Source organism: Pseudomonas sp. LG1D9 (assembly GCF_002949995.1).
Taxonomy (GTDB): domain Bacteria; phylum Pseudomonadota; class Gammaproteobacteria; order Pseudomonadales; family Pseudomonadaceae; genus Aquipseudomonas; species Aquipseudomonas proteolytica.
In genome coordinates, this window is sequence record NZ_CP026881.1 from 2,968,098 (window position 1) to 2,982,411 (window position 14,314).

At 61.7% G+C, this 14,314-nt stretch carries 11 protein-coding genes; 4 read left to right on the forward strand and 7 right to left on the reverse strand.

Annotation, left to right across the window (positions count from 1 at the left end):
* Positions 1 to 142 precede the first annotated feature (142 nt).
* Together epsC and betT are read left to right on the forward strand one after the other, a co-directional pair.
* Positions 143 to 1,069: a serine O-acetyltransferase EpsC gene (epsC, locus tag C5F71_RS14100; RefSeq protein WP_104911352.1), complete on the forward strand. Its 927-nt coding sequence runs from the start codon at positions 143 to 145 to the stop codon at positions 1,067 to 1,069.
* A 345-nt stretch (positions 1,070 to 1,414) separates the two neighbouring features.
* Positions 1,415 to 3,376 carry a choline transporter BetT gene (gene betT, locus C5F71_RS14105; RefSeq protein ID WP_166647830.1) on the forward strand — a complete coding sequence of 654 codons (1,962 nt, stop codon included), beginning with the start codon at positions 1,415 to 1,417 and terminating at the stop codon, positions 3,374 to 3,376.
* Between the two features lie 114 nt (positions 3,377 to 3,490).
* Here the strand turns inward: betT and tauD are convergent, their stop codons facing one another.
* From tauD to C5F71_RS14140, 7 genes are all read right to left on the reverse strand, one after another.
* Positions 3,491 to 4,327: a taurine dioxygenase gene (tauD, locus tag C5F71_RS14110; protein WP_104912621.1), complete on the reverse strand. Its 837-nt coding sequence runs from the start codon at positions 4,325 to 4,327 to the stop codon at positions 3,491 to 3,493.
* 56 nt (positions 4,328 to 4,383) lie between these two features.
* The gene (tauC, locus tag C5F71_RS14115) at positions 4,384 to 5,211 is read right to left on the reverse strand and encodes a taurine ABC transporter permease TauC (RefSeq protein WP_029299766.1); all 828 of its coding nucleotides are present in this window, start codon (positions 5,209 to 5,211) and stop codon (positions 4,384 to 4,386) included.
* Positions 5,208 to 5,987: a taurine ABC transporter ATP-binding subunit gene (tauB, locus tag C5F71_RS14120; protein ID WP_104911353.1), complete on the reverse strand. Its 780-nt coding sequence runs from the start codon at positions 5,985 to 5,987 to the stop codon at positions 5,208 to 5,210. Before tauB ends, tauC begins: the two co-directional genes overlap by 4 nt.
* 16 nt (positions 5,988 to 6,003) lie before the next feature.
* Positions 6,004 to 6,981 carry a taurine ABC transporter substrate-binding protein gene (gene tauA / locus C5F71_RS14125; protein WP_104911354.1) on the reverse strand — a complete coding sequence of 326 codons (978 nt, stop codon included), beginning with the start codon at positions 6,979 to 6,981 and terminating at the stop codon, positions 6,004 to 6,006.
* 233 nt (positions 6,982 to 7,214) lie between these two features.
* Complete coding sequence (gshA, locus tag C5F71_RS14130; protein WP_070995015.1) at positions 7,215 to 8,798, reverse strand: glutamate--cysteine ligase; 1,584 nt, start codon at positions 8,796 to 8,798, stop codon at positions 7,215 to 7,217.
* Between the two features lie 215 nt (positions 8,799 to 9,013).
* Complete coding sequence (locus tag C5F71_RS14135) at positions 9,014 to 9,397, reverse strand: PaaI family thioesterase (RefSeq protein WP_092232729.1); 384 nt, start codon at positions 9,395 to 9,397, stop codon at positions 9,014 to 9,016.
* The gene (locus tag C5F71_RS14140; protein WP_104911355.1) at positions 9,397 to 11,733 is read right to left on the reverse strand and encodes a Tex family protein; all 2,337 of its coding nucleotides are present in this window, start codon (positions 11,731 to 11,733) and stop codon (positions 9,397 to 9,399) included. The genes C5F71_RS14135 and C5F71_RS14140 overlap by 1 nt, the downstream gene beginning before the upstream one ends.
* Before the next feature lie 335 nt (positions 11,734 to 12,068).
* Between C5F71_RS14140 and ompR the strand changes: the two genes are divergently transcribed.
* Positions 12,069 to 12,809: a two-component system response regulator OmpR gene (ompR, locus tag C5F71_RS14145; RefSeq protein WP_029299776.1), complete on the forward strand. Its 741-nt coding sequence runs from the start codon at positions 12,069 to 12,071 to the stop codon at positions 12,807 to 12,809.
* 116 nt (positions 12,810 to 12,925) lie between these two features.
* Positions 12,926 to 14,239, forward strand: coding sequence for an ATP-binding protein (locus C5F71_RS14150; protein ID WP_029299778.1), 1,314 nt, complete (start codon positions 12,926 to 12,928; stop codon positions 14,237 to 14,239).
* Positions 14,240 to 14,314: the final 75 nt, after the last annotated feature.

Consider the following 14,314-nt stretch of genomic DNA (forward strand, 5'->3'; position numbering starts at 1 on the left):
GGAAGGACTATAGGCAGGGCTTTTTGCGCGGGCAACTGCCAGTTGCTTATGCTCTGCGGTTATTAGCATTGCACCATTGGTTCTTAAGGGCGGCCCGGTTGCATACCGTAAAGTGATGGCCATTACGTCAGGAGTGAATACCGTGAGCGAGCGTTCCAGTCATTGGCAATTACAGACCATCGTCAGCCAGTTGCGCGGTGCCCGGGACCAGTGGCGCACGCGCAACGGGCGGGTCAGCGGCGAGCAGGGCGGTCGCGAATTACCTTCCCGTGATGCGGTGGCGCAGATTCTCGAGGCGTTGTGTGGCGCACTGTTCCCCATGCGCCTGGGGCCGGTGGATTTGCGCGAGGAGAGCGAGGACTTTTACGTCGGCCATACCCTCGATGTGGCGCTCAATGCCTTGCTCGCCCAGGCCCGCCTGGAGTTGCGCTATGCCGCGCGCCAAGGCGGCCATGCCGATACTGAAGTCGATGCATTGGCCATTCGCCTGATCCAGGACTTTGCCCTGGCCTTGCCGGCGTTGCGCAGCCTGTTGGACACCGATGTGCTGGCTGCCTATCACGGCGACCCGGCCGCGCGCAGTGTGGATGAGGTGTTGCTGTGCTACCCGGGGATCCTGGCGGTGATCCACCATCGCCTGGCCCACCATTTGTATCGCGCCGGGCTGCCTCTGCTGGCGCGGATCAGCGCGGAAATCGCCCACTCGGCCACCGGCATCGATATCCACCCTGGCGCGCAGATCGGCCCGAGCTTCTTTATCGACCACGGTACGGGTGTGGTGATTGGCGAGACGGCGATCATTGGCGAGCGAGTGCGTATCTACCAGGCGGTAACCCTGGGCGCCAAGCGTTTCCCGGCGGATGAGGATGGGCAGTTGCAGAAGGGCCATCCGCGCCACCCGATTGTGGAGGACGATGTGGTGATCTATGCCGGGGCGACGATCCTGGGGCGGATCACCATCGGCAAGGGCTCGACCATTGGCGGCAATGTGTGGCTGACCCGCAGCGTGCCGGCGGGGGCGAACATCACACAGGCGAATTTGCAGCATGATGATGGGACGCAGAAGTAGTGTTGAAGTAGCGACGATCTAATGTGGGAGCGAGCAAGCCCGCTCCCACATTTTTTGCCTGTATTCCAAATTCAACCAGCAATCGCTGAACGTTTTGCCTTTCTCGCCCGTCATACCCTTCCTTGAGCTAGTGTAGGAATTACCTACCACTCAGCCTTGCGATTAGTCCCAGACCGCCTATTCATGTTTAACTTGAACGTTCGTTCAAGTTAAACCGGTGGTTCGCTGCCCGCTCACAACAGGAGGCTTACCTTTGCTGAGTCCGTTTTATACAGCCACATCCAACACCCTCGAGGTGCACCGTTCATGAGTGCATCGTCTGCCCCTCCAAGCGGCCTGGTGCGCATGAATGCGCCGGTGTTTTACTTCGCCGCGAGCTTCATCCTGCTGTTTGGCCTCACCGTCATCGCGATCCCCGAACAGGCCGGCGCCTGGTTGCTGGCCGCGCAAAACTGGGCGGCCAATACGGTCGGCTGGTACTACATGCTGGCGATGACCCTGTATCTGGTCTTCGTGGTGGTCACCGCGTTGTCTGGCTACGGCAAGATCAAACTCGGTGCCGACCACGACGAGCCCGAATTCAGTTATTTGTCCTGGGCCGGCATGCTGTTTGCCGCCGGGATCAGCATCACGCTGTTTTTCTTCTGCGTCTCGGAGCCCTTGACCCACCTGGTGCAACCGCCCCAGGGCGAGGCCTTGAATGCCGATGCGGCGCGCCAGGCCATGCAGGTGCTGTTCCTGCATTGGGGCCTGCACGGCTGGGGCGTATTTGCGTTTGTCGGCATGGCCCTGGCGTACTTCGCTTACCGGCATAACCTGCCGCTGGCCTTGCGTTCGGCGCTGTACCCGCTGATCGGCAAGCGCATCAACGGCCCCATTGGCTATGCAGTGGATGGCTTCGGCATTATCGCCACGGTGTTCGGCCTGGGCGCCGATATGGGCTTTGGGGTGCTGCACCTCAACTCGGGCCTGGACTACCTGTTCGGCATCGCCCACACCCAATGGATTCAGGTCGGCCTGATTACCCTGATGATGGGCGCGGCGATCCTGGTCGCGGTGGCCGGCGTCGACAAGGGTGTGCGCGTCATGTCCGACATCAACATGCTGCTGGCCTGTGCGCTGCTGCTGTTTGTGCTGTTCGCCGGGCCCACCCAGCATTTGCTCAACACCCTGATCCAGAACATCGGTGACTACCTCGGCGCATTGCCGAGCAAGAGTTTTGATGTGTACGCCTACGACAAGCCCAGCGACTGGCTCGGCGGTTGGACCGTGTTCTACTGGGCCTGGTGGATCGCGTGGTCGCCGTTCGTGGGCCTGTTCATCGCACGGATTTCCCGTGGCCGCACCATCCGCGAGTTCGTCTTCGGCGTGCTGCTGATCCCGCTGGGCTTCACCCTGGCGTGGATGTCGATCTTCGGCAACAGCGCCATTGACCAGGTGCTCAACCACGGCATGGTCGCCCTGGGTCAGTCGGCCATCGACGACCCCTCGATGAGCCTGTACCTGCTGCTGGAAACCTACCCGTGGAGCAAGACCGTGATCGCCGTCACGGTGTTTATCAGCTTTGTGTTCTTTGTCACTTCGGCCGACTCCGGCACCGTGGTGCTGTCGACCCTGTCGTCCAAGGGTGGCAACGCCGATGAAGACGGGCCCAAGTGGCTGCGGGTGTTCTGGGGCGCGATGACCGCGCTGGTGACCAGCGCCTTGCTGTTTGCCGGCAGCATAGACTCGCTCAAGTCCGCAGTCGTACTGACCTCGCTGCCATTCTCGTTGATCCTGCTGTTGATGATGTGGGGGCTGCACAAGGCGTTCTACCTCGAATCCCAGAAGCAGATTGCCCAACTGCACTCCCTGGCCCCGGTATCGGCATCCCGCAAGGGCCGTGGCGGCTGGCGCCAGCGCTTGAGCCAGGCGGTGCACTTCCCTTCACGGGACGAGGTCTACCGCTTCCTCGAAACCACAGTACGCCCGGCCATTGAGGAAGTGACGGCGGTGTTTGTCGAGAAGGGCCTGAACGTCGTCACCCAGCCCGACCCGTCCAACGACAGCGTCAGCCTGGAAATCGGCCACGGCGAAGAGCATCCGTTTGTCTACCAGGTGCAGATGCGCGGCTACTTCACGCCGTCCTTTGCCCGTGGTGGCATGGGCTCCAAAGAGATGAACAACCGTCGCTACTACCGCGCGGAAGTACACCTGAGCGAGGGTAGCCAGGACTACGACTTGGTGGGCTACACCAAGGAGCAGATCATCAACGACATCCTCGACCAGTACGAGCGGCATCTGCAGTTCCTGCATCTGGTGCGCTGAACAAACTGTAGGCGCGAGCTTGCTCGTGAAGATCGGCAACGAAAACGCGGGGCATCTGATGCCCCGCAGCGTCCTTGGGTTTTTCGCGAGCAAGCTCGCCCCTACAAGGGCCTGTTAGAAGGGCACGTCACCCAGGATTGTTGCCCGATGCATCACCCGTCGTTGTGGCCGGTAGTCGTCCACGGCGTAGTGCTGGGTGACGCGGTTGTCCCAGAAGGCCACGTCGTTGGCTTGCCAGCGCCAGCGGATAGTGAATTCCGGGCGAGTGGCGTGGGCGAACAGCAGTTTGAGGATGACCTCGCTTTCGGCCGGTTCCAGTTCGTTGATCTTGCTGGTGAAGCCGTCGCTGACAAACAGCGATTTGCGCCCGCTGACCGGGTGCGTGCGAATCACCGGGTGCGACAGTGGCGGGTTTTTCCTGCGTGCTTCTTCCCAGCGAGCCAGGTCTTGGGCGGTGTTGCCGTAACGCTCCAGAGGGAACGAGCGAGTGAAGTCGTGGGTCGCCGTCAGGCCGGTCAAAAAGCCCTTCATCGGTTCCGATAACGCCTCAAAGGCCGCGATGCCGCTGGCCCACAAGGTGTCACCGCCAAAGGCCGGCAGCTGCTTGGCGCTGAGCACGGCGCCCATGGCTGGCGTGGGCAGGAAGGTCACGTCGGTGTGCCAGATGGCGTTGTCGCGCACGTCGGTGACGGCGGTGTCGAGGATCAGCACTTCGGGTTGTTCCGGCACGTTGGGGTAGATCGGGTGAATGTGCAGGTCACCGAAATTCGCCGCGAAGCGCGCTTGCTGTTGCGGGGTGATCGGCTGGTCGCGAAAGAACAGCACCGAATGCTGGAGCAGCGCCTGCTCGATGGCGTCGCGCTGTTCGAGGTTCAGCGGCTGGGCAATATCGACGCCACTGATCTGGGCGCCCAGGGCGCTGCTTAAGGGGGTAACGGTCAGGCGGCTCATGCTCTTCTCGCAAATGTCGGGCGCCGAGATGCCGGCGTAGTCAGTGCTGTTGTTATTCAGTGGGCTTGGCCATGCCATGGCACCAGCTTGCGCTGCAGGGCACGCAGGCCCATTTCCATGGCGAAGGCAATCAGGGCGATGACCAGGATGCCCAGCACCACCACATCGGTGACCAAAAACTGCGCCGCTGACTGCACCATGAACCCCAGGCCGCTGGTGGCGGCGATCAGTTCGGCGGCGACCAGGGTCGACCAGCCCACGCCCAGGCCGATGCGCACGCCGGTGAGAATGTCGGGCAGGGCGCTGGGCAGAATCACATGGCGGATCAACTGCGCCCGCGTCGCGCCCAGGGACTGCGCTGCGCGCAATTTGGCCGGGTCTACGGTGCGTACGCCGGTGGCGGTAGCGATGGCAATTGGCGCGAAGATCGCCAGGTAGATCAGCAACACTTTGGACAGCTCGCCAATGCCGCACCAGATCACGATCAGCGGCAGGTAGGCCAGCGGTGGAATCGGGCGGTAGAACTCGATCAGCGGGTCGAGAATGCCACGGGCGATACGGTTGGCGCCGATGGCAATGCCGACCGGCACGGCGGTCAGCACCGCAAAGCCCAGGCCCAGGCCAATGCGACCCAGGCTGGCGCCCAGATGCTGCCAGAGGGTGGAGTCCATGTAGCCGCTGGTTGCCAGCAGCCAGCCTTTTTGCAATACGGCCGCCGGCGGCGGCAGGAACAGCGGCTCGATCAGCCCGCTGGCGGTCACGGCCCACCACAGCGCCAGCAGCGCAACCAGCGTCAGCACACTGATCCAGCGCGTGCTCAACGTGCGACGCAGCGGTGGGCTGGCTTGGCTGACGGCAGTGGCCGGGATTTCATAACTGCTCATGCGTACACCTGCCGTTGCGAGAACACTTTGCCCAGCACGTGCTCGCGGGTTTCGATAAACCGTGGGTCGGACTTGATCGCGCGCGCCGATTCGCCGGCAGCGTAACGCTGGCCGAAATCCAGGCTCAGGCGCTCGACGATTTGCCCGGGGTTGGGGGCCAGCAGAATCAGGTCGGTGGCGAGAAATACCGCTTCTTCGATGTCGTGGGTGATCAGGAACACCGGCTTGGCCGTGCGCTGCCAGACTTGCAGCAGCAGCTCTTGCATCTGTTCACGGGTGAAGGCATCGAGGGCGCCGAAGGGTTCGTCCATCAGCAATACCCGCGGGTCGGCGGCCAGGGCGCGGGCCAGGCCCACGCGTTGTTTCTGCCCACCGGACAGTTGCCAGATGCGCCGGCTGTCAAAACCCGCCAGGTCCACCAGCGCGAGCATTTCACGGGCGCGGACTTGCCGTTGGGCCTTGGGCACGCCGGCCAGTTCCAGGCCGAAGCCGACATTGGCCAGCACATCCTGCCAGGGCAGCAGGGCGTCGTCCTGGAACACCACGCCACGTTCGGCACTCGGGCCTTTGACGGGTACGCCGTCGAGGGTGATGCGCCCGGCGCTGGGTTCGACGAAACCGGCAATCAGGTTCAACAGCGAAGTCTTGCCACTGCCGGAAGGGCCGAGGGCTACCAGCAATTGCTGGGGCCCAAGGGTCAGGGAAATATCCGCCAGCACGGGCGTGGTTGCGCCGGGGTACTGTGCGCTGATGCGCTCCAGCTGTAGCAAGGCCATCGCGGTGAACTCCCGATCAGTTGGTGATGAACTTGGCGCTGACGTAAGGGGCGTAGTCCGGCAGCACGGCCTCGACCTTGCCTTGTTCCTTGAGGAACGCGGCGGTGTCGGTTACAGCCTTGGTGGTGGGGGCGCCAAGCAGCGTCACTTGGTCGGCGGCCAGCGGGTAGACGTTGCCTTGCAGCAGCAACGGAATGTCGCTGGCCTTGGCGCCGGAGAGCTTCACCAGTTTGTCGACGTTGCCCTTGTCGGCCAGCCAGGCTTGTGGGTCTTTGCGATATTGGGCGTAGGCATCGAGGGTGACTTTGGCGAAGGCGCTGACGATTTCCGGGTGCTTCTCGGCAAAGTCCTTACGCACGATCCAGGCATCGAAGGTCGGCGCGCCGAACTTGGCCAGTTCGCCGGAGGTGATCAGCACTTTGCCGTTTTCCTTGGCCACGCCCAGGGCCGGGTCCCAGACATAAGTAGCGTCGATATCGCCACGCTTCCACGCCGCAATGATGGCCGGCGGGGCGAGGTTGAGCACGGTGACTTTCGCGGGATCGATGTTCCAGTGTTTGAGCGCGGCCAGCAGGCTGTAGTGGCCGGTGGACACGAACGGCACGGCGATTTTCTTGCCGATCAGGTCCTGGGGGCTGTTGATCCCGGAACCGTTGCGCGCCACCAGGGCTTCGGCGCCACCGATCTGGGTCGCGACGAGGAAGGTCTGCACCGGGACTTTGCGGGTGATGGCGGCGGTCAGCGGGCTGGAACCGAGGTAGCCGATCTGCACGTCGCCGGACGCGATGGCGGCGATGATATCGGCGCCATTGTCGAATTTGCGCCAGTCGATCTTGGCGTTGGTGGCTTTTTCATAAGCGCCGTCGGCCTGGGCGACTTTGGCCGGGTCAACGGTGGTCTGGTAGGCGATGGTCACGTCGGCCGCCTGGGCAAACAGGCTCGCGCCGGCCAGGGATATAGCCGCCAAGAGGCGCAAAGGGGAAGGCAGTTTCATGGTGTAGCTCCTCATCAGGCGGCCGAGGGTCGGCGTGGGAGGAGACTAAATGATCTAAGAATCCGAAAATAAATAACATTTTCGAATTAGCTTATGAGGAGAACTTTGAAGACGCTTAGGACAAATGTGGGAGCGGGCTTGCTCGCGAAAGCGGTGTGTCAGTCAATATAAGTGCTGACTGATACACCGCTTTCGCGAGCAAGCCCGCTCCCACACGGGATCCGAGCCAGGTGTCAGTTGCTGATCGCCAGGATGCTGGCCTGGTAAGACCCGACAAACACATCGAAATCGCCCACTTCGTTCTGCTCAAGCTCCGCCTGTTGTGCCAGGGAACTGCGGGCCAGCTCTTCAAAGCGTGCTTGTTCGTCCGCCGGCAACGGCTCGCTGCGGAAGTACTCGGCATGCACTTCGCTCTGGCGCAGGGAGAACTGCGCAAAGCTTTCCTTGCGCTCCTGCATCGCCGCCAACACCTGGGCCGACGGGGTCAGGGACGGGTCCTGAATCTTCGCCAACTGGGCATCCAGCGCCTGGCTGTGCTCATTGATGCCATGGCTCTGGTCCAGCAGTGCAGCCAGCGGGGCGATTTTCTCCAGCAGTTCGGCGGCCCATGCCTTCATTTCCACGGGTTGCCCGCGACGCTGCAATTGCAGACCCGGGCGCCGGCCTTCCTTGACCACGCTGAGGAAGTTCGAGGTGGCATTCCCGCACTCGTTGTTTTCGAACAACGGGCTGTCATTCAGCGCGCAGTACAGCAGGAACGCATCGAGGAAGCGCGACTCTGGCAAATCGATACCCATCGGCAGGAACGGGTTGATGTCCAGGCAGCGCACTTCGATGTACTGGATGCCACGGGCCATCAGCGCCTGGATCGGCCGTTCGCCGGTGTAGGTCACGCGCTTGGGGCGGATGTTGGAGTAGTACTCGTTTTCGATCTGCAGGATGTTGGTGTTGAGTTGCACCCACTCACCATCCTTATGGGTGCCGACTTCGACGTAAGGCGCGTAGGGCGTTGCCACCGCTTCACGCAGGCTGTCGGTGTAGCTGGCCAGATCGTTGTAGCAAGGAGTAAGGCCGGCCTGGGCGTTGCTTTGGTAGCCCAGGTCGCTCATGCGCAGGCTGGTGGCATACGGCAGGTAGAGGGTGTCGGCATCGAACTGTTCAAGCTGATGGGAGCGCCCGCGCAAAAAGCCTGCATCCAGGGCCGGCGAGGCACCGAACAGGTACATCAGCAGCCAGCTGTAGCGGCGGAAGTTACGGATCAGGGCGATATAGGCCGTGGACTGGTAGTCACGGTCGGTGCCCACGAAGCCTTCGGTTTCCTTGAGCAGCGGCCACAGCTCTTCCGGCAGGGAGAAGTTGTAGTGGATCCCGGCGATGCACTGCATGGTCTTGCCGTAGCGCAGGGCCAGGCCCTTGCGATACACGTACTTGAGCTGTCCGATGTTGGAGGTGCCGTAGTAGGCAATCGGAATATCTTCCTCGGCCGGCAACGGGCACGGCATCGACGGACTCCACAGGTACTCGTTGCCGAGCTTGCTGTAGGCAAAACGGTGAATTCGGTCGAGGCTGCGCAGGGTGTCTGCCGGGTTTGGCAGTGCCGGCGTGATGAACTCCAGCAGCGACTCGGAATAGTCGGTGGTGATCGATTCATGGGTCAATGCGGCGCCCAGGGCCTCTGGATGCGGCGTTTGAGCCAGGCGACCTTCGCCGGTGACACGCAGGCATTCACGCTCGATGCCGTGCAGGCAGTGCTCAAGCAAAGAGAGGTGTTCGCGCTTGCCGAGCAGAGCCAGGCGGCGGTTGAGAAGTTCGCTCAAGTTGGATTCCTTCACGCGTCAGTCGCCCCAATATGGGGGTGGGCAAGACGGTCTACAAGGGTGAAGTTAAAACTGGCGTTATCGCCTGGTTTTCGAGCTGGAATAACCTGCTCTGAAAGTGCCGACTTCATTCCCTGAATTAGGCTATTACGCAGGAAGAAAATTCCGACGCTGTTTTCGCAGCGCCGAAATTAACCCAAATTGATCACAGGGAGCTATAGGACAGCGAAGGTGCCTTGTGCTTTTGCGACGAGTTTTTGCTCCTGATACACCTCGGCCTCGACCACCAGCGTGCGCCGGCCGGGGTGGATGACCCGGGCGGTACACAGCACGTCGCCGTCGGACACGGCGCGGATGTAGTTGATTTTGCACTCGATGGTCGCGCTTTGTTGGTCAAAGCCATGGGCGCTGGAGCAGGCCAGCCCCATGGCAATGTCCACCAGGCTGAAAATCGCCCCGCCATGGAGCTTGCCTGCGCGGTTGCGCAGGTGTGGCTCCAGGCTCAGGGCCACCTCGGCAACGCCCTGGTCCAGGCGTTGCAGGCGGCAGCCGAGCAGTTCGCTGAAGGCGCTGTGGGTCTGGCCGGCGGGCAGATCCATCAGCGTTTCTTCAGTTGCTTGGCGTTGGCGAACAGCGAAGCCATGGCATTGTTTGCCGGGGCTGCGGTGGCGGTTTCCTTGCGTGGTGCGCTGTTTTCCGAGCGGTTCTGCGACTGGCGCGGTGCCGAACCCGGACGTGCGCCACGGGCGCCATCGATTTTCTCGCCGGGGGTATCGCTCATGCGCATCGACAGGCCCACGCGTTTGCGTGGGATATCGACTTCCATGACCTTGACCTTGACCACGTCACCGGCCTTCACTGCCTCGCGCGGGTCCTTGATGAACTTCTCCGAAAGCGCAGAAATGTGCACCAAACCGTCTTGATGCACGCCGATGTCCACAAATGCGCCGAAGTTGGTCACGTTGGTCACCACGCCTTCGAGGATCATCCCCAGTTGCAGGTCCTTGAGGTCTTCGACGCCTTCCTGGAACTCGGCGGTCTTGAACTCGGGGCGCGGGTCGCGGCCTGGTTTTTCAAGCTCTTGCAGGATGTCGGTGATGGTCGGCACGCCGAAGGTTTCGTCGGTGTACTTCTTCGGATCCAGACGCTTGAGGAACGCGGCGTCGCCGATCAGCGAGCGGATATCGCGGTCGGTCTCGGCGGCAATGCGTTTTACCAGCGGATAGGCTTCCGGGTGGACGGCCGAGGAGTCCAGCGGGTTGTCGCCATTCATGACGCGCAGGAAACCGGCGGCTTGTTCGAAGGTTTTTTCGCCAAGGCGTGCGACTTTTTTCAGCGCTGCACGGGTCTTGAACGCGCCGTTTTCGTCACGATGGTTGACGATATTCTGCGCCAGGGTGGCGTTGAGGCCGGAAATCCGTGCGAGCAAGGCGACCGAGGCGGTGTTTACGTCGACGCCGACCTTGTTCACACAGTCCTCCACCACCGCATCCAGGCCGCGCGCCAGTTTGAGCTGCGACACATCGTGCTGGTACTGGCCGACGCCGATGGATTTGGGGTCGATCTTCACCAGCTCGGCCAGGGGATCCTGCAGGCGGCGGGCGATGGATACGGCACCACGGATCGACACATCGAGGTCGGGGAATTCCTTGGAGGCCAGTTCCGACGCCGAGTACACCGAAGCGCCAGCCTCGGAGACCATGACCTTGGTCATTTTCATGCCTGGGTATTTTTTGATCAGCTCCAGGGCCAGCTTATCGGTTTCGCGGCTGGCGGTGCCGTTGCCGATGGCGATCAGGTCTACCGCGTGCTTGGCACACAGGGCGGCCAGGATGGCGATGGTCTGGTCCCACTTGTTGTGGGGCACGTGTGGGTACACGGTGGCGTGGTCCAGCAGCTTGCCGGTGGCGTCGACCACGGCGACCTTGCAACCGGTGCGCAGGCCCGGGTCCAGGCCCAGGGTCGCGCGCGGGCCGGCTGGCGCTGCCAGCAGCAGGTCATGCAGGTTGTGGGCGAACACGTTGATCGCTTCGGTTTCGGCGCCGTCGCGCAATTCGCCCAGCAGGTCGGTTTCCAGGTGGGTGTAGAGCTTGACCTTCCAGGTCCAGCGCACGACTTCACTGAGCCACTTGTCCGCAGGACGATTCTGATTCTGGATGCCGAATTGTTGGCCGATCATGCCTTCGCACGGGTGCATGGTGCCCGGCAGTTCGTCGCCGACTTTCAATGCGGAGCTGAGAATGCCTTCGTTGCGACCACGGAAAATGGCGAGTGCGCGGTGGGACGGCATGCTTTTCAGCGGTTCGTCGTGTTCGAAGTAATCGCGGAACTTGGCGCCTTCTTCCTCTTTGCCGGCGATGACGCGGGCGCTGAGGGTGGCTTCCTGTTTCAGGTAGTTACGCAATTTTTCCAGCAGGTTGGCATCCTCGGCGAAACGCTCCATGAGGATGTACTTGGCGCCTTCGAGGGCAGCCTTGACGTCGGCGATGCCTTTTTCAGCATCGACAAAGCGCGCAGCTTCGGCTTCCGGGGCCAGGGACGGGTCGTTGAACAGGCCGTCGGCCAGCTCGCCAAGGCCGGCTTCCAGGGCGATCTGGCCCTTGGTGCGGCGCTTCTGCTTGTACGGCAGGTACAGGTCTTCGAGGCGGGTCTTGGTGTCGGCGAGCTTGATATCGCGTTCAAGTTGCGGGGTCAGCTTGCCCTGCTCCTGGATGCTGGCGAGGATGCTGATACGCCGTTCGTCGAGTTCTCGCAGGTAGCGCAGGCGTTCTTCCAGATGCCGCAGCTGGATGTCATCGAGGCTGCCGGTCACTTCTTTACGGTAACGGGCGATGAAGGGCACCGTGGAGCCTTCATCCAGTAGAGCGACGGCCGCTTCGACCTGTTGTGGGCGTACACCGAGTTCCTCGGCGATGCGGCTGTTGATGCTGTCCATAAAACCACCTGAAATTCTTGAAAGCAGTTCGCAGGCCCGGAAAACAAGGCCGTGCGCGGCTGGTTGAGCGGCCCGACTGGCGCCGCTGCCTGGGTCAAGAGGCAGCCTATTGACCCTCGAAATCGAAAAAGTCACGACAAGCAGATGAAAAAACACCAGGCCGGCCATGGCATGGCCGGACACTGAGGCGCGGCATTATAACCAGCGTTCCCTTCTTGGGGGGATTGCGCCAGGGGGCACGTGCACTGGTGGTTGGAGAAAAATCTGCTAACAATGCGTACCGTGCGTATAACGGCAGCTAAGCCATAATGCGCGCCAGATAAGAGGAGCATCCAATGAGCAGCACTGCACAAACTGCTGAAGGCGAAAAAATTCTCATCGTTGATGACGATCCGGGGCTGAGCAGCCTGCTGGAGCGTTTCTTCACCTCCAAGGGCTACCGTGCCCGCGCGGTGCCAAACACCGAGCAGATGGACCGCCTGCTGGGGCGTGAAGTCTTCAATCTGGTCGTACTCGACCTGATGTTGCCGGGTGAAGACGGCCTGACGGCCTGCAAGCGCCTGCGCAGTAGCAACAACCAGATCCCGATCATCATGCTGACCGCCAAGGGCGACGAGCTGAGTCGTATCAAGGGCCTGGAACTGGGCGCCGACGATTACCTGGCCAAGCCGTTCAACCCCGACGAGCTGATGGCCCGGGTCAAGGCCGTATTGCGTCGCCAGGCGGCTCCCGTCCCGGGCGCTCCAGGCAGCGAAGACGAAAGCGTGACCTTCGGTGACTACGAACTGTCGCTGGCGACCCGTGAGCTCAAGCGTGGCGAAGAAGTCCATATGCTCACCACCGGTGAATTCGCGGTGCTCAAGGCGCTGGTGATGAACGCTCGCCAACCGCTGACCCGTGACAAGCTGATGAACCTGGCCCGGGGGCGCGAGTGGGATGCCCTGGAGCGCTCCATCGATGTGCAGATCTCCCGTCTGCGCCGGATGATCGAGCCGGATCCGTCCAAGCCGCGTTATATCCAGACAGTGTGGGGCGTGGGTTACGTGTTTGTGCCGGATGGCACAGCAACCAAGTAACCGATGATTTGCACAGGCGGGTACTCCGGAGTTCGATCCCAATGGGTCGGCCGGATGCCCGGCGTCTGCAATTCTGCGAGCCGTGCTCGCTCTTGCCAGGTGTCTAGCTGTCTTCTATGAAAACCCCGCTGTGGTTCCCCCAGAGTTTCTTCTCCCGCACCCTTTGGCTGGTGCTGATCGTCGTTCTGTTTTCCAAGGCCCTGACCCTCGTTTACCTGCTGATGAACGAAGACGTGCTGGTGGATCGACAGTACAGCCACGGTGTGGCGCTGACATTGCGTGCCTATTGGGCTGCCGACCCGGAGAACCGTGAAAAAATCGCCAAGGCGGCGACCTTGACTCGCGTGGTGGGCGCGGGTGTTCCCGAGGGCGAGCAGCATTGGCCCTATAGCGAGATCTACCAGCGCCAGATGCAGGCCGAACTGGGCGAGGACACTGAGGTGCGGCTACGGATGCATGTTTCGCCAGCCCTGTGGGTTCGAGCCCCTAGCCTGGGGGATGGATGGCTGAAAGTGCCACTGTATCCCCATCCGCTACGGGGGCAGAAAATCTGGAACGTACTCGGCTGGTTCCTGGCCATTGGCCTGCTTTCCACCGCGTCGGCCTGGATTTTCGTGCGCCAACTCAACCAGCCGCTCAAGCGCCTGGTGTTTGCTGCCAGGCAACTGGGGCAAGGTCGCAGTGTGCGCCTGCCAATCAGCGACACGCCCAGCGAAATGACCGAGGTGTACAGCGCGTTCAATCAAATGGCCGAAGATGTCGAACAGGCCGGGCGTGAACGCGAGCTGATGCTGGCCGGGGTTTCCCATGACCTGCGCACGCCGCTGACACGTTTGCGCCTGTCCCTGGAGTTGATGGGCAACCACACCGATCTTACCGATGACATGGTCCGCGACATCGAAGATATGGATGCGATTCTCGACCAGTTCCTGGCGTTTATCCGCGATGGTCGCGATGAGGTGGTAGAGGAAGTCGACCTGACCGACCTGGTACGCGAGGTCGTGGCGCCCTATAACCAGAACGGCGAGCAGGTGCGCATGCGCCTGGAGCCGATCCAGCCCTTTGCCTTGCGTCGGGTCTCGATGAAGCGCCTGCTGAACAACCTGATCGGTAATGCCCTGCACCACGCGGGGACTGAGGTGGAAGTCGCCGCCTATGTGTCGGGTGATACCAACGCGCCTTATGTGGTGTTGAGTGTCATGGACCGTGGCGCAGGGATCGATCCGGCGGAACTGGAGGGCATCTTCAACCCCTTCACCCGTGGCGACCGTGCCCGTGGTGGCAAGGGTACCGGGTTGGGGTTGGCGATTGTGCGGCGGATTGCTTCGATGCATGGCGGCAATGTCGAACTGCGCAACCGTGCCGATGGCGGGTTGGAGGCGCGGGTGCGCTTGCCGTTGGGGCTGATGTTGCCCCGAGATGCGGTCTAGACCCTTACGAATATCAAATGAGGGAGCTGGCTTGCCTGCGCGAAGATATAACAGTCGACATTGATGTTGAATGTT

Bases quoted from the DNA above. Each gene is read 5' to 3' on its own strand.
- tauB (WP_104911353.1), bottom strand. From the start codon at position 5,987: ATGGCCTTGCTACAGCTGGAGCGCATCAGCGCACAGTACCCCGGCGCA.
- betT (WP_166647830.1), top strand. From the start codon at position 1,415: ATGAATGCGCCGGTGTTTTACTTCGCCGCGAGCTTCATCCTGCTGTTT.
- tauD (WP_104912621.1), bottom strand. From the start codon at position 4,327: ATGAGCCGCCTGACCGTTACCCCCTTAAGCAGCGCCCTGGGCGCCCAG.
- tauC (WP_029299766.1), bottom strand. From the start codon at position 5,211: ATGAGCAGTTATGAAATCCCGGCCACTGCCGTCAGCCAAGCCAGCCCA.
- ompR (WP_029299776.1), top strand. From the start codon at position 12,069: ATGAGCAGCACTGCACAAACTGCTGAAGGCGAAAAAATTCTCATCGTT.
- C5F71_RS14135 (WP_092232729.1), bottom strand. From the start codon at position 9,397: ATGGATCTGCCCGCCGGCCAGACCCACAGCGCCTTCAGCGAACTGCTC.
- C5F71_RS14150 (WP_029299778.1), top strand. From the start codon at position 12,926: ATGAAAACCCCGCTGTGGTTCCCCCAGAGTTTCTTCTCCCGCACCCTT.
- tauA (WP_104911354.1), bottom strand. From the start codon at position 6,981: ATGAAACTGCCTTCCCCTTTGCGCCTCTTGGCGGCTATATCCCTGGCC.
- C5F71_RS14140 (WP_104911355.1), bottom strand. From the start codon at position 11,733: ATGGACAGCATCAACAGCCGCATCGCCGAGGAACTCGGTGTACGCCCA.